Below are 17,359 nucleotides of genomic sequence, written 5' to 3'. Positions count from 1 at the left end.
GGTTCAGATTCCGTGGTCGTCGTTGTAGCGTGCCAGCACTTCGTCGATAGGGCCGTCCAGCACCAGGGCGCCTTTGTCGAGATACAACCCGCGCGAGCAGAACCGACTGAGGTCGCGTTCATTATGCGAGACGAAGAAGAGTGTGCGGCCGCCGGCGAGAAGCTCCTCGATGCGTTTGTAGCATTTCTCGCGGAACGCCTTGTCGCCCACCGCGAGCACCTCATCGACGAGAACGATTGGTTCTTCGAGCCGGGAGATGACGGCGAAGGCGATACGGACCTTCAGACCGCTGGAGAGATGCTTGTATGGGGTGTCGATGAAGTCGCCGATCTCGGCGAAAGCGATGATCTCGTCGAACTGCAACGTGATTTCAGAGCGCGACATCCCATGCAGCCCGGCCGTGAGGTAGACGTTTTCCCGCACCGTGAGGTCATCGACGAACCCACCAGTGATCTCGATGAGTGGCGCAACTCCCGCCCTGACCGTGACGGAGCCCTCATCGGCGAGGATCACCTCGGCGACGAGCTTGAGCAGCGTGGACTTGCCCTGGCCGTTGCGACCGACCACGCCGATCGCCTCGCCGGGATACACGTCGAAGTCGATGTTCCGTAGTGCCCAGAACTCATTCGAACGGGCGCGGCGCTTCCTGCTGGCGAACAGGTCTTTGAAGTTGCGGCGAGCGCGCCGGTTGCGGCGAAAACGGATCCCGGCGCCCTGCACCCGGATGACCGGTTCGACGTGCTCGGGCATCAGATCTCCTTCAGCACAGCGCGCTCGGTGCGAGTGAACACGAGGATACCGACGGCCAGGATGATCAGGCTCATCAGCGCGGCGATGAGCACGGGATATCCGTCGAGCTCTTCGGGGAAGTAGGCCGCACGGTACAGCGAGAAGATCCCGGCGAGCGGGTTGAATGACCCGATGAATTCGAGGCCCAACCGCCGAAGGTCGGGCAGCCCGTAGATGATCGGACTGGCGTAGAAGAGAAATCGGAGCGTAAGTTTTGTAGCGCGCTCGAGGTCGCGGAAGAACACGACGAGCGGGGCCACGATCAGCCCGACTCCCATGGTGAGGATGGTTTGCAGGATGATCGCAGGGATGAAGAACACGGCCTGCCAGTGCAGCGTGGCCCCGGTGGCGATTCCGAAGATCACCAGCACGGGCAGGCTCGCGACGAACTCGATTCCCTTGGACAGCACCAGTCGGGCCACCCAGATGGTGCGCGGGATCTTGGTCGAACGGATCAGCTTGGCCTCGCGGATATAGGCGCGAGTCGTGTCTGATACAGCACCGTTGAACCACATCCATGGCAGGAGCGCACAGAGCAGGAAGACGATGTAGGGCTGCGAGCCGGCATCACGGTTGAAGACCTGGGTGAAGACGAACCAGTAGATGCCCGCCATGACGAGAGGGTCGAGAATCGACCAGAAATAGCCGAGCACAGAGGTGGAATACCGCACCCTCAGGTCACGGACGGTCAACAACCACAACGACTGGCGGTATCGGGCGAACGACGAGCGAGATCGACGCGGGGCCCCTGCGGCTGACACGGGCTCTATCGTATGGTGTCCCGCGCTGTGACCATGACTCCTGCGGATCGAGCCTGCCGAGATCTCACCCACGCGTCGACAGCGGGTGAGGGCTCGGCACGCTCGACCCGCGGGTCTGGCCGGTTCTGGCTAGACGAAGAGGTTTGCGCGCTCGAGGTCTTCAGCGAAGTCGATTTCGACCGCATACAGATCGGAGATGTCGATCGGCTCGACGAGCATGCGGTCCTGCTCGATGGCAAGCTCGATGCCGCGTTCGAAGTAGTCCTGATCGCCGACGCGCTTGAGTTGGCGCAGGAGCACTGCCTTGTCGTCGCGGGAGATGTAGTTAATGCCGACAGCTTCGCCCAGGCCGTTCTTGACGGTCTTGGAGAGCTCCCGGATGTAGCCCTCGGCGTCTGTCGTGTATTTCACTTCCTCGTCAGAGACACGAGCCGTGTTGACTGACACGAACGATTGGTCGCGTGCGACCAGTCGTGCCGCACGCTCGAGAGCGGTGGGGTCGAACACGACGTCCCCGTTCATCCAGAGAACCCCACCGGGTGCCGATGCCTGCAACGCCCGCATCAGGCTTTTCGAAGTATTGGTCTGGTCGTACTGTTCGTTATAGACGAACGAGGCCTCGGGAAACGCTTCGATGATGTGCTCGAGCTTGTATCCCACAACCACAGTCACCTTCGCAGCGTTGCCGAATGCGTGACGGATGTTGTCGAACTGCTGGCCCATGATGGTGCGGCCATCGGCAAGCTCGGTGAGGGGCTTCGGAAGGGATCGACCGAGTCGACTGCCCATACCGGCCGCCAGGATGACGATCTGCGTGGTCACGTTGAGCTCCTAGGTAGTCTCTGCAAAAGAATAGTAATTTCGAGTGAAATCAGAGTTTGCTCGATGTTCACCGATGATTTTCAGTCAGGACACGCCGTTGTGCTTCTCTCCACATTACCTGTGCAGAGTGAAAGTGTCAGGAAAAGTTCGGGTTTGTTGTGCGTTTGTGATCGCGTCCACACGATGACGAGGCTTGATACGCTCGATAGGTGGAAAATGCCCCAGAATTCAACGAGGGCGAAACGCCGCAGATTCCGGCATCTGAAACGGATGCCTCGCCCGCCGTTTCGCCGCGTGCATCGTCACCAAGAAAGCCCGCGGTACCGCGGACTTCTGCACCCCGGAAGCCAGCAGCGCCGCGCAAGCCGTCTACTCCGCGCACGCCGTCTGCGCCCCGCTCGACTGCGGCGTCCGGGGCGCCTTCAGCCACGGCATCCTCGAGCGCATCCGAGGAGGGCGTGGCACCAGACGCGGGGACGGGTGACGCTCAGGTGACACCCAGGTCCGTTCGAGCGACCGCGACCCCAACACCCGCGACGCCGAGACCCGCGACGCCGCGCAAGCCGTCCGCGAAATCTGTTGCAGTATCCAAAATCGCGGCGGACGCGACAGCGACTCCTGCTGGGAAGAATCCCCCAACACCTCGCACGACCGCTCCTCGCTCGACGACCCCGGCCTCGAAGCGCCCGGCCGCACCGAAGACTGCCGCACCGAAGGCTGCCGCATCGAAGACTGCCGCACCGAAGGCTGCCGCATCGAAAACTGCCGCACCGAAGGCTTCCGCGCCGGAGAGTGCCGCGCCGAAGACTGCCGCGCCGCGCAAGGCTCCCGCTGCCCGGAAGCCTGTCAGCGCGACGCCGGCTCCCGGGGCACTGGCGCCCGACGCACCGGCTGTGGAGGCGTCCGCCCCCGAAGCACTGGCGCCCGAGGCACTGGCGCCCACGGCGCCGATCGCCGACGAGACAGCCGCGGAAGTTCCCGTGGTCGACGACAGGGACCCTGAAATATCGGGCTCTGAAATACCGGACCCTGAAATACCGGACCCTGAAATGCCGCTCATCCATGAGCCGATCACCGATGTGCTGGTCATCGACGAGCCGGTCATCGACGAGTCGGATACCGATAAGCCGGTCACCGATAAGCCGGTCACCGATAAGCCTGTCACCCGTGAGCCAGCCACCCGTGATACCGGCACCGACGAGTTACACGCTCACGAGCCTTCAGAACAGCCTGCTGAATCCATCGGAGATACTCTCAGGACGAACGAGGGTCCGAGCGCAACCCAGGCGGTTCTGGCCAATGCGTCGGCCTGGGCGAGGCGCGTGGGGTCTGCTTCCCAGGCCCGCGTTACCGAATTGCGCGCATTGCTCGCAGCGGCCCGGGTGACGAGGGCTTCGAAGGTCGCTGAAGCCCAGGCGATTGCGGAACTCGCGAGGACCTCGGAAGATCCCGATGTCGAGACCCCGGCTTACAGCTCGACTAGGACCCAGGTCAAGATCCCGGAAAACACCTCCGTCGAGCCTTCGGTCGAAGCATCCGCGCACACACGGAAGCATGATGTCGTTCTGTCGGTCACTGGGCTTTCCAAGCGATTCGACGACACCATCGCGGTCGCGTCGATCGATCTCGAGGTCGGGGCAGGGGACTTCTACGGAATCGTCGGACCGAACGGGGCAGGCAAGACAACCACGCTGTCGATGATCACCGGGCTGCTTCGCCCTGACTCGGGCAGCGTCATCGTGCACGGAACTGATGTGTGGAGCGATCCGGTTGCGGCCAAACGACATATGGGTGTGTTGCCGGACCGTCTGCGGCTGTTCGACCGGCTCACCGGGGCACAGCTGCTGTACTACTCGGGAATTCTCCGTGGTCTCGACGCGGCAGTGGTCCGCAAACGCAGCGCCGACCTGGCGCAGGCCTTCGGGCTTGAGGAGTCGATGGGGCGACTCGTCACCGATTATTCGGCGGGGATGACGAAGAAGATCGCGCTCGCCGCCGCGATGATCCATTCCCCCCGGATGCTCGTGCTCGACGAGCCGTTCGAGTCCGTCGATCCGGTCTCAGCGGCCACGGTGACCGAGATACTAAAGAACTATGCCGCGGCTGGCGGAACCGTGGTGCTCTCGAGCCACAGCATGGATATGGTGCAGCGCATGTGCGACCACGTCGCAGTGGTCGTCAACGGGCAGATCCTTGCCGACGGGACCATCGATGAGGTCAGGGGCGGCAAGTCGCTGGAAGCCCGATTCATCGAGCTGGCCGGTGGCGTGGAGGTTTCGGAGGGGCTGCAGTGGTTGCACAGTTTCTCCAACTGAAGCTGAGCATCGTCGCCAATACGTTCAGGCGCGGTCCTGCGCAGCGGTTCGGAATGGTGCTCACTCTGCTTTGGGGAATCACCGCGACGATCGTGCTCGCGGCGGGACTGATCGACCTCCGTTCCGCGACGCCGGATGTTGCGAGGGTGCTGGTCGTCGTCATCGGGTCGGCCGTGGTGCTCGGTTTTCTCACTCTTCCGCTGGCGTTGAGCATCGATGACACCATCGACCCTCGCCGGTTCGCTCTCCTGGGGATCCCGGTGACATCGCTGGCGTTCCGGCTGGCGGTCGCTGCGAGCGTGAGCCTGCCCACCTTCGCGGCCGTCGTGCTCGCGATTACCCAGATCGCGACGTGGAGTCGTGGACCGCTTCCCGTGCTCGTCGCGATCCTGAGCGCGATCGTGATCGTTCCGACCTGTGTGCTCGCGTCGAGGATATCGATGGCACTGTCATCGACGTTCCTGTCGAGCAGTCGTGCCCGTGACGGTGTGGGCAACATCGCTGTCGGTGTGCTGGTCGTCGGCGGCATCGCGACCGCCACCCTGGCGACCTTCGACTGGCAGAGCCAGGTGCTGCCGATCATGCGCCGCATCGCATCGATCGCCGAATGGACCCCGCTCGGTTCAGCACTCAGTGCCCCGGGCGATACCGCGCTCGGGTTCGGTGGGCAGGCGGCGGCCAAGCTCCTCATCTCTGCCGTCTTCCTCGCGGTGTTGTGGTTTGCGTGGCGCGCGCTTGTCGCCTTCATGCTCGTTCGACCGGGCCGAGACCCTGGTGCGCGACCCCGCTCCAGCCTCGGTTGGTTCGCTCGACTTCCGGCAACGCCGGCCGGAGCAATCGCTGCCAGAAGCCTCACCTACTGGGGGCGCGACTCCCGTTACGGGGTCTCGCTCGCCGTGATTCCGATCATCCCGTTCGTCCTGGTTGCTGCCCTGCTTGTCGGTGGGGTGCCCGGTGAATACATCGTGTGGGTTCCGGTTCCGGTGATGTGCCTGTTTCTCGGGTGGACCCTGCACAACGACGTCGCTCACGACAGCTCGGCATTCTGGGTGCACGTCGCATCCAATACTCGGGGTGTGGATGACCGTGGGGGTCGCATCGTCCCCGCGCTGTTGCTTGGAATCCCGCTCGTGGTCATTGGCAGCGTCGTCACCGTTGTCATCTCCGGTGACCAAGGCACCCTGCCGGGACTCATCGGACTGAGCGCCTGCCTGCTGCTCTCGGGCCTCGGAATCTCCAGCCTCGTTTCCGCAGCGTTCCCGTACCCTGCAGTGCACCCGGGTGACAGCCCGTTCGCGCAGCCGCAGGCCGTCGGTGCGGCCGGCTCTATCGTCCAGTCACTGTCGTTCGTCATGACCATCCTGCTGGCGGCTCCCGTCGTGTGGCTGATGGTGTTGTCGACCATCGAGCCCGGCAACGAGTGGCAGCTGTGGGCCCTGGGTTCCGGCGTCGCCATCGGCCTGGTTGTGCTCGTCGTGGGAATTTTCCTGGGCGGCTATATCGTGAGCAGGCGTGGACCTGAGCTGCTCGCGTTCACCCTGCGCAACTAGTCCTCTCCCCTCCGGGATCGGGGTGGCGCAACTAGAATCGGAACATGGTTGATTCTTTTCGCATGTCAGATCCTGGAGTGGGCGGCGCAGGCGGTGGCACCGACACTCTCGATCGCGAGCTCGAGGAGCTGATCCAGCAGGAGCAGGTCGAAGAGGGCGATCACGAACGTTTCTCGCACTACGCGCCCAAGAACAAGATCATGGAATCCGCGCTGTCGGGCAAGCCGGTGCTCGCGCTGTGCGGCAAGCTCTGGGTGCCCGGTCGCGATCCGCAAAAGTTCCCCGTCTGCCCGACCTGCAAAGAGATCTACGAAACCCTCAAGTAATGCCCCGGCGGTAGTCCGTCGGGATGACGGGTTCGCCGCGGCTGAGCCTGAAGGCGTCGTCGGGCAGTTCGTTGATGGCCGACGCGTGATGGATGCGCGCAAGCGCGGTACCCGCGGCCCCAATGTACCGCTGGTCGGCGGTTCCCGCGGTGACGAGGTCGGCAAGCAGTGTGCGTTCGCTGGAGTTGGCGTCGGGAGCGGAATCCACATAAATGGTCTCGGCGACCGCCACCCCGTTGCTTAGCGACCTGACCGGGAACTTGCGCCCGCCCACGGTGGCCTTCCCCGCCGACTTCTTCTCGACGTTGACCCAGTTTCCCGCCGAATCGCGGTGTGAGACGAGCTTGTAGACCATGCCCGATGCGGGATGACCGGATCCCGTGACCAGTGAGGTTCCGACTCCGTACGAGTCGACCGGGGCCGCCCTGAGGGACGCGATCGTGTACTCGTCGAGGTCGTTGGTGACGGTGATGCGTGTGCCTGTCGCCCCGAGTGAGTCGAGCTGTGCCCGTACGGCGGCGACCTGCACGGGCAGGTCGCCTGAGTCAATGCGCACGGCACCGAGAGCGGTGCCGGCGACCCTGACCGCGAGTTCCACTCCCGACGCTATGTCGTTCGTGTCGACAAGCAGTGTGGTCGCAGGCCCGAGCGCGTCAACCTGCGCCTGGAAGGCAGCCTCCTCGCTGTCGTGCAGCAGTGTGAATGAGTGCGCGGCGGTTCCCATGGTGGGAATACCCCAGCTCCTGCCCGCCTCGAGGTTGCTGGTGGCGATGAAGCCGGCGATGAATGCCGCTCTCGCCGCGGCGACCGCCGAACGCTCGCCAGTGCGGCGTGATCCCATCTCGACCAGCGGCCTTCCGGATGCGGCGGATACCATCCTCGCCGCGGCGGAGGCCACCGCAGAGTCGTAGTTGAGCACGCTGAGGGTGAGGGTTTCGAGCAGCACGGCCTCGGCGAACGATCCATCGATGACCAGGATGGGGGAGCCCGCGAAGAACAGTTCCCCTTCGCGATATCCACTGATGGAGCCGGTGAAGCTGTAGTCGGCCAGCCAATCGACGGTCTCGGGTCGCACCACGGCGTTATCGCGCAGCCAGCCCAGCTCGGCATCCCCGAAACGGAACTCCTCGATAAGCGAGAGCAGGCGTCCGGTGCCAGCGACGACGCCGTATCGACGCGAACTCGGTAGCCGCCTCGTGAACACCTCGAACACGCATTCACGGTCGTGCGTGCCACTGCCGATCGCGGCATCCAGCATCGTCAGCTCGTAGCGGTCGGTCAGGAGTGCTGTACCCATGAATTGAGCATATATTCGTGGAATGGATCGAACGCGCCTTATCTTCGCCGGCCAGCTTGGCGACATCTTTGACGACGGCGGGCCGATGCTTCTGGTCGAAGCCCGCTCGGTGTTCGGGCGTCACAGGATGCACCGGGCCAAAGCCCACGTCATGCTTTCCGCTATTCGCCACAGGGCCGCTGAGCTCGGCTCGAGGGTGGAGTTCCACCAGGTGGACACCTACGCCGAGGTCATCGACGGACGTACCGATCTCGAGGTCATCGACCCGACCTCGTATGAGGCGCGCAGCTTCGTCAGGTCCCGGCCTATCGAGATCCTGCCGTCACGTGGTTTCATCACGACCGAGGCCGAATTCGCCGTGTGGGCCGGTGGCCGTAAGGGTCGGCTGTTGATGGAGGACTTCTATCGGAACACGAGGGTTCGCACGGGCCTGCTCATGGAGGGCGATGCACCGGCAGGCGGGCAGTGGAATTACGACCACGACAACCGCAAGTCCCCTCCGAAGGGTGCCGTCACCCTCGGGCTGCCTGAGCCGTGGTGGCCCGTCGAGGACGAGATCGATGCCGAGGTCAGGGTCGACCTCGACCGCTGGCAGGCCGAGGGTCTCGTCGATCTCGTTGGGCAGGATGAACCCCGCAGGTTCGCCGTCACCGGTGCCGAGGCACAGCTCGCCCTCGACGACTTCGTGGCGAGCAGGCTCAATGATTTCGGCCCGTTCGAGGATGCCACGCTCACGGGTGACTGGACCATGGCCCACTCGCTGCTCAGCGTTCCGATGAACCTCGGCGTGCTGGATCCTCGTCATGTCGTCGACACCGTGGCCGCCGAATACAGCGCGGGTCGGGCGCCGTTGGCCAGCGTCGAGGGTTTCGTGCGGCAGGTGATGGGCTGGCGTGATTACGTGTGGCACCTCTACTGGCACCTCGGTGAGGGCTACCGCCACTCGAACAACTTTCTCGGGGCGACTGTCGACCTGCCGCGGGAATTCGTCGAGCTCGACGCGGCATCCATCGAGGCGAACTGCCTCCACCATGCCATCGACGGGGTGGACCGGCACGGCTGGGCCCACCACATCCAGCGGCTGATGATCATCGGAAACTGGGCACTGCAGCGTGGCTACGATCCTGTCCAGCTCGACCGCTGGTTTACCGACATGTTCGTCGACGGCACCCCGTGGGTGATGCCCGCCAACGTCATCGGCATGTCGCAGCACGCGGATGGTGGGATCGTGGCGACCAAGCCGTACACCTCCGGAGGCGCCTATATCAACAAGATGAGCGACCACTGTGGCGGTTGTCGCTTCGACCCGAAGGTGCGGCTCGGGCCGAAGGCCTGCCCGTTCACCGCTGGCTACTGGGCGTTCCTCGACCGCGCGGCGCCGAAGCTCGCCGGCAACCATCGGATGGCCCAACCGCTGGCTGGGCTGAAGCGCCTGTCAGACCGGGAGCAGGTCGTGCACCAGGAGGCGCTGCGCGATGGCCTGTAAGTTTGGCGTGTGAACAACGCCCCGATCGGAGTCTTCGACAGCGGTGTCGGCGGTCTCACGGTGGCACGCGCGATCATCGACCAACTGCCCCGCGAATCCGTCCTCTACGTCGGTGACACGGAGCATTCGCCCTACGGCCCGAAGCCCATCGCCGCCGTGCGAGGCTATGCGTTGGAGGTGATGGACGATCTCGTGGCCGACGGAGTGAAACTGCTTGTCATCGCCTGCAATACCGCGTCTGCCGCCATGCTGCGGGATGCCCGGGAGCGCTTCACCGGTGGCTACGGCATTCCGGTGGTGGAGGTGATCCAGCCCGCGGTGCGAGCAGCCGTGCGCCAGACGCGCAACAATCGTGTCGGCGTGATCGGCACCGTCGGGACGGTCAAGTCACAGGCCTACGAGGATGCCTTTGCCGCGGCATCCGGTCTCGAACTTTTCACACAGGCCTGCCCGAGGTTCGTCGAATTCGTTGAAGCCGGCGTCACCAGCGGCAACGAATTGTTCGCTGTCGCCGAGGAGTACCTCGCACCGCTCAAGGCTGCTGGCATCGATACCCTCGTGCTCGGGTGCACCCACTACCCGCTGATGTCGGCCGCGATCCAGTACGTCATGGGCGATTCTGTGGCACTCGTCTCGAGCGCTGAGGAGACCGCGTACGACGTGTATCGCACCCTGGTCGCGCACGACCTGGAACGGCACTCTGCCGAAGCTCCGACCTACGCCTTCGAGGCAACAGGGCCGGACAAGGCTGCATTTCTCGCCCTGGCCTCACGCTTCCTCGGCCCCGAGGTCGCCAGGGTGAACACCTACGACACCGGGGCTATCCACATACCGAGAACGGAATACTCATGACCAGGATCGACGGCCGCGCCGCGAATGAACTGCGAAACGTCACCATCGAACGCGGATGGAGTGACCAGGCCGAAGGGTCCGCTCTCATCTCGTTCGGCCGCACGAAGGTGTTGTGCACCGCATCGTTCACCAATGGTGTGCCGCGCTGGCTGAACGGTAAGGGCAAGGGCTGGGTGACGGCCGAATACTCGATGCTCCCGCGCAGCACCAACGACCGTATGGATCGCGAGTCGGTCAAGGGCAAGATCGGTGGGCGCACCCACGAGATCTCGAGGCTCATCGGTCGCTCGCTTCGTGCGGTCATCGACACCAAGGCTCTCGGCGAGAACACGATCGTGATCGACTGTGACGTGCTGCAGGCCGACGGCGGCACCCGCACCGCGGCAATCACCGGCGCGTATGTCGCCCTCGCCGACGCCATCGAGTGGGGTCGTTCGAAGGGATTCATCGGCAAGAACGCCAAACCCATCATCGACTCCGTCGCCGCCGTCAGCGTCGGGATCATCGATGGCGAGCCGTTGCTCGACCTGGCGTACACCGAGGATGTCCGCGCTGAAACCGACATGAACGTCGTCGTGACAGGGCGGGGCTTGTTCGTCGAAGTGCAGGGCACTGCCGAGGGCGCGCCGTTCGATCGCCGGGAACTGGATGCGCTGCTCGACCTCGCGCTCGGTGGAGCAGTTGACCTGACCGCGCTCCAGGTCGCTACTCTCGCACCATGAAACTCGTGCTTGCCACCCACAATCCGCACAAGGTCGAAGAACTGCGTCGCATCCTCGGGGATGCTCTCGACGGCATCGAGCTGGTCGGGTACGACGGCCCTGAGCCGGTCGAGGACGGCGAAAGCTTCGAGGCGAATGCACTGATCAAGGCGCGAGCTGCATCCGCGTTCACCGGGTTGCCGGCGATCGCCGACGACTCCGGAATCTCGGTCGACGCGCTCGGCGGGTCGCCGGGCATCCACTCTGCAAGATACGCGGGTGGTCGGGATGATGCCGCCAACGTCGAGCTGGTGCTCGCCAACCTCGGAGACGAAGCGAACCGTGCCGCCCACTTCACCTGTGCGGCTGCCCTCGTGGTGCCGCCTGCTGTCGGAGCCATCGGTCCGGACGGTCCTGCGGACGAGGCCGGGGCCCTAGAGTTCGTCGAGGTCGGCATCTGGCGTGGTTCGGTACTGCACGAGCCGGCCGGTCGGAACGGATTCGGGTATGACCCCATCTTTAAACCGGCGGGGATGTCGGTGAGTTCGGCCGTACTGCGCAGCGAAGAGAAGAACGCGGTCAGCCACCGTGCTCTCGCCTTCACGGCAATCATGCCCACGGTGCGCGCGCAATTACTCGGGGAATAGGCGCTGGCTGCGGTCGCGCTAGAAGCCGAGTGGACGCAGCGTTTTTCTCACCGCCTCGGCGGAGATCGTGAGCAACTCGAGTTCACTTGGCGAAAAGGGCGCATCGATGACGTGCGAGATTCCGCGCGCGTCTACGACGCTCGGTATGGAGAGTGCGACCCCGGAGATGCCGCGATAGTCGGTGAGCATCGAACTGAGCGGCAGCACCGCGCCCTCATCGCGCAGCACGGCTTCAGCGATGCGCGCGACCGATAATCCGATGGCGTAGTTGGTGGCGCCTTTGCCCGCGATCACTCGGTACGCGGCGTTCCTGACGTCGTTGGCGATACGGTCCAGCTCGTCGAGATCGAGGGGTGGGACATCCTCCGTGCGCCACTCGAGAATCGGCACAGGGCCGACGCTGGCCTGGGACCAGAGCGGGAACTCCGAGTCGCCGTGCTCGCCCACGATCATGGCGTGAACGCTCGAAGCTGACACGCCTACTCGCTCGGCCAGCAGCCATCGCAGGCGCGAGGTATCGAGCACGGTCCCGGAGCCGAACACGCGTCCGGACGGAAGCCCGCTGATCTCGTGTGCGGCCACAACCATCACATCGCAGGGGTTGGTGACGAGCAGGTACACGGCGTCGGGAGCGCGAGCCACAAGCTTCGGCATCAGGTCCCGCAGGATGTCGACGTTGGTGCTGGCCAGATCGAGGCGGGACTGCCCGGCGTGCTGTTTCGCTCCCGCCGTGATCACGATGACATGGGCGCCGATCACGATATCGAGGTCGTCCCCGCCTGTGATGGAGGTAGATCCGGTGAAAAGCGTGCCGTGGGCAAGGTCGAGCATCTCTGCCTCGACTCGGGCCGCATCCACGTCGGAGATCACCACCTCACGCGCCGAGCCCCGGATGATGGCGGCGTAGGCGATGGATGTGCCGACCGCTCCTGCGCCGATGATTGCCAGCTTGGAATTTTCTATCTCAGCCATGGAACAAGCGTGACCGATGGGCCGCTACCAGCGCTAGGGACTAAAGGCTCAGGTATATGGTTTCGGTATGCCGAAACCTGCACCGCACATCGGGCCGCCGGCCATGGCAACACGCGGCAAGGCGCGCGCGACACTGCTGGCACTGGGCCCGGCGTTCGTCGCGGCCATCGCGTACGTCGACCCCGGCAACGTCGCGGCGAACCTCACGGCCGGCGCCCGCTACGGTTACCTGCTGCTGTGGGTTCTCGTGCTGGCCAACGCCATCGCGGTGCTCGTGCAGTACCAGTCGGCGAAGGTAGGGATCGTTACGGGCAGAAGCCTGCCCGAGATCCTCGGGGAGCGACTCCGCACCGGCCCACGACGGGTGTACTGGATCCAGGCAGAACTTGTGGCGGGTGCAACCGACGTTGCGGAGGTACTGGGTGGCGCGATCGCGCTGAACCTGCTGTTCGGCGTTCCGCTACTGCTCGGTGGGCTGATTGTCGGCATCGCATCGATGGGGCTGCTGCTGCTGCAATCGCAGCGCGGGCAGCGTTCTTTCGAAGCGGTGATCATCACCCTCCTCGGTGTCATCGTCGTCGGCTTTGTGAGCGGTCTATTTTTCAGCGGGATGAACCCCGCCGAGGCCATCGGAGGCATAGTCCCTCGCTTCGAGGGCACAGACTCGGTGCTGCTGGCAACGTCCATGCTGGGTGCCACAGTCATGCCCCACGTCATCTACCTGCACTCCGCGCTGGCGCGTGACCGGCACGGGGTGACGAACGATCCGATACGCATCCGGAGCCTGCTCACGGCCACTCGCTGGGACGTCGGTGGCGCGCTGTTCGTGGCCGGTACCGTGAACATCTCGATGCTGCTGCTGGCCGCATCCGCGCTCAGGGGTATCGAGGGCACGGACACGATCGAGGGCGCGCACGCCGCCGTGGTCGCGACTCTCGGGCCCGCGATCGGCGTCATCTTCGCGGTCGGCCTGTTGGCCAGTGGCCTCGCCTCGACAAGTGTTGGCACCTACGCGGGTTCCGCGATTATGGGCGGGCTGCTGAAGGTGAAAGTTCCGCTGATGCTGCGCAGGGCCATCACCCTGATGCCAGCGCTGGTGGTTCTCGCCGTCGGATTCGACCCCACCCGTGCGCTGGTTCTCAGCCAGGTGGTGTTGAGTTTCGGCATCCCGTTCGCCCTGATTCCACTGGTCTGGCTGGCGAGTTCGAAGAAGGTCATGGGGGAGTTCGTGAACCGACCGTGGCTGCGCTGGAGCGGCTGGATCTCGGCCGCCGCCATCATCCTGCTGAACGTGCTGCTGGTCGTGCTCGTCGTAGTGGGTGTGTGATGGTCGCACACCCGACCGCTGTCGAGGACTACGTGAAGGTCATCTACGCCCACACCGAGTGGCAGACGGAGCTCATCACCACGGGGATGCTCGCGCACCGCCTGGGGCTGGCGGCGTCATCCGTCACCGAGATGGTCAAGAAGCTGGTGGTGCAGGGGCTGGCTGTGCACGAACCGTACGGCGCGATCGAACTGACACCGGATGGCACGGCTCTGGCCCTGCGGATGCTGAGGCGTCATCGGCTCATCGAAACGTGGCTGGTGCAGCACGTCGGCTATGGCTGGGACGAGGTGCATGAGGAGGCCGAGGTGCTCGAGCATGCGGTGAGTGACAGGCTGCTGGAGGCGCTGGATGCCCAGCTCGGGTTTCCGTCAAGCGACCCGCATGGCGATCCGATCCCGGCTGCGGACGGGACCGTCACGGTTCCTGCCGGGCTGCTGCTCGCCGACGCTGCGGCCGGCGGCCGGGTGGTGCGCATCTGCGACCGCGACCCTGGGCTTCTACGAAGGCTGGAATCCGACGGCATCATGGTCGGCGCCGTGATCGACGGGCGGCAACGGGCGGCACTGGCCGCAGATGCCCACGCGTCGATCTGGGTCGCGGCCCCGTAGGGTTGCATGGTGCCTGATGAGACCCCCGTAGACCTTCCGATCGAAGCCCGTATCGCCGCTGCCGTTGGGCAGCTCGGCGTCGACACTGTCGTGTTGCGTTCGCTGTCGCTGTTGGCAGGCAACAACGAGGGAGGAGAGTTCCTCCTCGTCGTGGGCGGCGAGCACGCCCAGGGCATCCTCGACGGTGCCCCCGTGCTGTACTGGCCGGAGTTGTGGGGCACCCGCGCGCTGCTGTACGTCTGGAACGACAGCGCGATCGCCGGGGTTACTGCGGCACTCCAGAACCAGGCATGGCGCGTTCGTGAGATGGCGACGAGGGTCACCGCAACACGGGGGCTGGCCCTGCAGGTCGAGGTCGGCGCGCTGTTGACTGACGAGGTGGCGCGGGTTCGCGCGGCGGCCGCCCGGGCACTGGGTGCGATCGGTGACGACCTCGAGGTCATCCGGCCGCTGTTGAAAGACCCCGAGATCGAGGTGCGCCGCGGAGCACAGCAAGGGATCGACGCGATCCGCAAGCGCAGGCCTGCCGCAGCAACGCCCGAACAGGTCTAATCGGCCAGCTTCTGGTCGAATTTGTTGTCGTCGAGCACGAGCTCGCCCGACTGCGCGCCGTTCGGCGCCGTGGCACTGTGCCTACGTGCCTTGAGCACCGACTGGATGTAGTGGAAGATCGTCGGGATGATCGCAACGGCGAGGGCCGCGAGCAGGATTATGTCTATGTAGCTGATGACGAAATCCCGCACCGGCGGAATGTTTCCAATCAGGAAACCGAGCAACGTCAGCCCTGAGCCCCAAATCACCGCGCCGATGGCGTTGTAGAAGGAATATTTTCTGTAGTTCATATGCCCGACGCCTGCCGCCACCGGGGCGAAGGTCCGGACGATCGGCACGAACCTCGCAACGATCACGGCAAGGCCGCCGAACCGTTCGAAGAAGCCGTTCGTACGCCGCACATTCTCGATACTGAAGAGGCCGGTCTCTTTCTTCTCGAAGATCCTGGGGCCGGCTTTGTGGCCTATCAGGTAGCCGACCTCGCCGCCAAGGAATGCGGCCGCGCTGATGGCGAGGCAGACCCACCAGATGTGAATCTTGATTCCTGTCGGATCGTCGACCATCGTGCCAGTGAAGGTCAGCAGCCCGGTGATGACCAGGAGGGTGTCACCAGGGAGCAGGAATCCGAGCAGCAGGCCCGTCTCCGCAAAGACGATAATGCATACGCCGAGGAGAGCGAACGGGCCGAAACCTTCGATCAGGTTGGCCGGATCGAGCCAGGGAATGAGGGCGGTATGAATCAAGGCACGAACTCCAAAGACGTCGCTTGCCGTGAACGCCAATCGGCGGCGGTCGGGTGTTGAACCAGAGTACTCTTCTCCCTACGGTGCGAAGCTGGGGTGAACCCCCCAATCTGGATGGCTTCTCGTTCGTCAACCCCTGACATGTCGAAGCGACAGACTGTCAGTGTGATGAACAGTTTTTGTCAAAGAGAACATCACAGATCCTGCTGCTCACACCGCGTGAGAATCCTGCGGGCTGAGTGACGGTGGCCCGGCTCGCGCGAGCAGAAGCCGCGCTGGAAGGGCTTGATTCCATCGGCTGGGCCGGCTCATCGGGAGCCCCGACAATGATAGAGACGCGCGCATTGTTGGACGGTGACCGGATGCTTACCCAGATCCGTGACGCTCGGGGAAGAATTGCGCGCCCTGCCGAGTTGACCACCAGTATGCGATCGATCATTTACTCCCAGTCCGGCTCGCCCGACGTCCTGCAGCTCGTTGAGCGTGAGATACCGCAACCCGGCCCTGGAGAAGTGCGGGTGCACGTTGCGGTCTCCGGGGTCAACCCGACCGACTGGAAATCGCGCGCAAATGGACCGCTGGAGTTCCCCGAGGTGACGCCGAACCAGGATGGCGCTGGCACGGTCGACGCAGTCGGAGAGGGCGTGACCACGCTCGTGGTCGGTGACCGGGTATGGACTTACCTGTCAGCCCGCAACCGCCCCACCGGCACGGCCCAGGAGTTCACGGTCCTGCCGGTTCAACGCGTCGTGAAGCTGCCGAACTCCACAAGCTTCGATATCGGCGCCACGATGGGTGTGCCCGCGCTGACGGCACACCGCGCTCTTACCGTGCTCGAGGGTGGCCCCGCGCGTCTGCATCCGGGTGCGCTCGACGGCAGGGTAGTGCTCGTCGCGGGTGGCGCGGGTGCTGTCGGTCACGCGGCGATCCAGCTCGCACGCTGGGCCGGTGCGACAGTCGTCACCACCATTTCCAGCGATGAAAAAGCAGCTCTCGCACGCTCCGCGGGCGCTCACCACATCGTGAACTACCGCACCGAGGATGCCGCGGCCGCCATCACCGCCATCGCCCCGCAGGGCGTCGACATCGTCGTCGAGGTGTCGATCGTGCAGAACGCCGAGCTCGATGCAGAAATCGCCGGGCCTCGGGCGGTCGTATCGATGTACGCCGACGACGGTGGCGACACGGCGTCGATCAAGGTCCGGCCCAACATGACGAAGAACATCCGCTACCAGTTCGTGCTGCTCTACACGATGGGCGACGAAGCCATGGCGAACGCGGTCGAAGACGTGACGCAGGCGCTCATCGCGGGAGTGCTCCCCGTGGGGGAGAAGGCAGGCCTGCCGCTCGTGCGGTTCCCCCTCGCCAAGACTGCGGCGGCGCATCAGGCCGTTCAGGATGGCGTCATCGGGAAGGTGCTCATCGACGTCGCCGAGTGAACTCCCGAGCGCTCGCTGTTGCTCCAGCAATCGGTCTTTGACTAGTGCGGAAGGCGGGACTTGAACCCGCACGCTCGAAAGCACAGGAACCTAAATCCTGCGTGTCTGCCAATTTCACCACTCCCGCTGGCTGGCTGAGTCTACCGCCGCCGCGCCATACCCCCAGATC

At 64.4% G+C, this 17,359-nt stretch carries 18 protein-coding genes and 1 tRNA gene; 11 read left to right on the top strand and 8 right to left on the bottom strand.

What is annotated here, in order from left to right; genetic code table 11:
- Positions 1–3 precede the first annotated feature (3 nt).
- The 4 genes from IEW81_RS03095 to IEW81_RS03080 all read right to left on the bottom strand — a co-directional run bounded on the left by IEW81_RS03095 (position 4) and on the right by IEW81_RS03080 (position 3,432).
- The gene (locus IEW81_RS03095; RefSeq protein WP_097060551.1) at positions 4–750 is read right to left on the bottom strand and encodes an ABC transporter ATP-binding protein; all 747 of its coding nucleotides are present in this window, start codon (positions 748–750) and stop codon (positions 4–6) included.
- Positions 750–1,550, bottom strand: coding sequence for an ABC transporter permease (locus IEW81_RS03090; protein ID WP_097060552.1), 801 nt, complete (start codon positions 1,548–1,550; stop codon positions 750–752). The genes IEW81_RS03095 and IEW81_RS03090 overlap by 1 nt, the downstream gene beginning before the upstream one ends.
- Before the next feature lie 129 nt (positions 1,551–1,679).
- Positions 1,680–2,372, bottom strand: a complete 693-nt coding sequence (locus tag IEW81_RS03085; protein ID WP_097060553.1) for a phosphocholine cytidylyltransferase family protein — start codon at positions 2,370–2,372, stop codon at positions 1,680–1,682.
- A 487-nt stretch (positions 2,373–2,859) separates the two neighbouring features.
- Positions 2,860–3,432, bottom strand: a complete 573-nt coding sequence (locus IEW81_RS03080) for a hypothetical protein (protein WP_097060554.1) — start codon at positions 3,430–3,432, stop codon at positions 2,860–2,862.
- On the opposite strand from IEW81_RS03080, the gene IEW81_RS14670 reads away from it, so the two are divergent.
- The 3 genes from IEW81_RS14670 to IEW81_RS03065 are packed head-to-tail and all read left to right on the top strand — an operon-like array spanning position 3,422 to position 6,563.
- Entirely contained in the window at positions 3,422–4,687 is a 1,266-nt protein-coding gene (locus IEW81_RS14670; protein WP_097060555.1) for an ABC transporter ATP-binding protein, read from the top strand. The two genes, IEW81_RS03080 and IEW81_RS14670, sit on opposite strands and share 11 nt — an antisense overlap.
- A complete protein-coding gene (locus IEW81_RS03070) occupies positions 4,663–6,237 on the top strand; it encodes a hypothetical protein (protein ID WP_229671213.1) in 1,575 nt (524 codons plus the stop codon). Before IEW81_RS14670 ends, IEW81_RS03070 begins: the two co-directional genes overlap by 25 nt.
- A gap of 44 nt (positions 6,238–6,281) precedes the next feature.
- Positions 6,282–6,563: a DUF3039 domain-containing protein gene (locus tag IEW81_RS03065; protein WP_229671212.1), complete on the top strand. Its 282-nt coding sequence runs from the start codon at positions 6,282–6,284 to the stop codon at positions 6,561–6,563.
- Here IEW81_RS03065 and IEW81_RS03060 read toward each other — a convergent pair.
- The gene (locus IEW81_RS03060; protein WP_229671211.1) at positions 6,556–7,860 is read right to left on the bottom strand and encodes a nicotinate phosphoribosyltransferase; all 1,305 of its coding nucleotides are present in this window, start codon (positions 7,858–7,860) and stop codon (positions 6,556–6,558) included. The genes IEW81_RS03065 and IEW81_RS03060 overlap by 8 nt on opposite strands.
- Positions 7,861–7,882: 22 nt before the next feature.
- On the opposite strand from IEW81_RS03060, the gene IEW81_RS03055 reads away from it, so the two are divergent.
- From IEW81_RS03055 to rdgB, 4 genes are read left to right on the top strand one after another with little or no spacing between them, the layout of a single operon-like run.
- Positions 7,883–9,346, top strand: coding sequence for a cryptochrome/photolyase family protein (locus IEW81_RS03055; RefSeq protein ID WP_097060556.1), 1,464 nt, complete (start codon positions 7,883–7,885; stop codon positions 9,344–9,346).
- 9 nt (positions 9,347–9,355) lie between these two features.
- Complete coding sequence (gene murI / locus IEW81_RS03050; protein WP_097060557.1) at positions 9,356–10,198, top strand: glutamate racemase; 843 nt, start codon at positions 9,356–9,358, stop codon at positions 10,196–10,198.
- Positions 10,195–10,920, top strand: coding sequence for a ribonuclease PH (gene rph / locus IEW81_RS03045; protein ID WP_097060558.1), 726 nt, complete (start codon positions 10,195–10,197; stop codon positions 10,918–10,920). Before murI ends, rph begins: the two co-directional genes overlap by 4 nt.
- Positions 10,917–11,546 carry an RdgB/HAM1 family non-canonical purine NTP pyrophosphatase gene (gene rdgB, locus IEW81_RS03040; RefSeq protein WP_097060559.1) on the top strand — a complete coding sequence of 210 codons (630 nt, stop codon included), beginning with the start codon at positions 10,917–10,919 and terminating at the stop codon, positions 11,544–11,546. The genes rph and rdgB overlap by 4 nt, the downstream gene beginning before the upstream one ends.
- An 18-nt stretch (positions 11,547–11,564) precedes the next feature.
- On the opposite strand, the gene IEW81_RS03035 is transcribed toward rdgB, so the two are convergent.
- Positions 11,565–12,518: an L-lactate dehydrogenase gene (locus IEW81_RS03035; protein ID WP_097060560.1), complete on the bottom strand. Its 954-nt coding sequence runs from the start codon at positions 12,516–12,518 to the stop codon at positions 11,565–11,567.
- A gap of 67 nt (positions 12,519–12,585) precedes the next feature.
- On the opposite strand from IEW81_RS03035, the gene IEW81_RS03030 reads away from it, so the two are divergent.
- Genes IEW81_RS03030 through IEW81_RS03020 form a run of 3 tightly spaced genes read left to right on the top strand, consistent with a single transcriptional unit; the run spans position 12,586 to position 15,008 of the window.
- Positions 12,586–13,845, top strand: a complete 1,260-nt coding sequence (locus tag IEW81_RS03030; RefSeq protein ID WP_373285365.1) for an Nramp family divalent metal transporter — start codon at positions 12,586–12,588, stop codon at positions 13,843–13,845.
- On the top strand, positions 13,845–14,456 hold the full coding sequence (locus IEW81_RS03025) for a metal-dependent transcriptional regulator (protein ID WP_097060561.1): 612 nt from the start codon (positions 13,845–13,847) through the stop codon (positions 14,454–14,456). Before IEW81_RS03030 ends, IEW81_RS03025 begins: the two co-directional genes overlap by 1 nt.
- A 9-nt stretch (positions 14,457–14,465) precedes the next feature.
- A complete protein-coding gene (locus IEW81_RS03020; RefSeq protein ID WP_229671210.1) occupies positions 14,466–15,008 on the top strand; it encodes a HEAT repeat domain-containing protein in 543 nt (180 codons plus the stop codon).
- Here IEW81_RS03020 and IEW81_RS03015 read toward each other — a convergent pair.
- Positions 15,005–15,751: a DedA family protein gene (locus IEW81_RS03015; protein WP_097060563.1), complete on the bottom strand. Its 747-nt coding sequence runs from the start codon at positions 15,749–15,751 to the stop codon at positions 15,005–15,007. The two genes, IEW81_RS03020 and IEW81_RS03015, sit on opposite strands and share 4 nt — an antisense overlap.
- A gap of 425 nt (positions 15,752–16,176) precedes the next feature.
- Between IEW81_RS03015 and IEW81_RS03010 the strand changes: the two genes are divergently transcribed.
- Positions 16,177–17,190 carry an NADPH:quinone reductase gene (locus IEW81_RS03010; RefSeq protein ID WP_097060564.1) on the top strand — a complete coding sequence of 338 codons (1,014 nt, stop codon included), beginning with the start codon at positions 16,177–16,179 and terminating at the stop codon, positions 17,188–17,190.
- A gap of 45 nt (positions 17,191–17,235) precedes the next feature.
- Here the strand turns inward: IEW81_RS03010 and IEW81_RS03005 are convergent.
- Positions 17,236–17,317 (bottom strand) — tRNA-Leu (locus IEW81_RS03005).
- Between the last annotated feature and the right edge of the window lie 42 nt (positions 17,318–17,359).

Origin of the sequence: Salinibacterium xinjiangense, assembly GCF_014645015.1 — a bacterium.
Taxonomy (GTDB): Bacteria; Actinomycetota; Actinomycetes; order Actinomycetales; family Microbacteriaceae; genus Rhodoglobus; species Rhodoglobus xinjiangensis.
The sequence above is the reverse complement of the archived record's forward strand: the minus strand, read 5'-3'. Positions and strand labels throughout refer to the sequence as shown.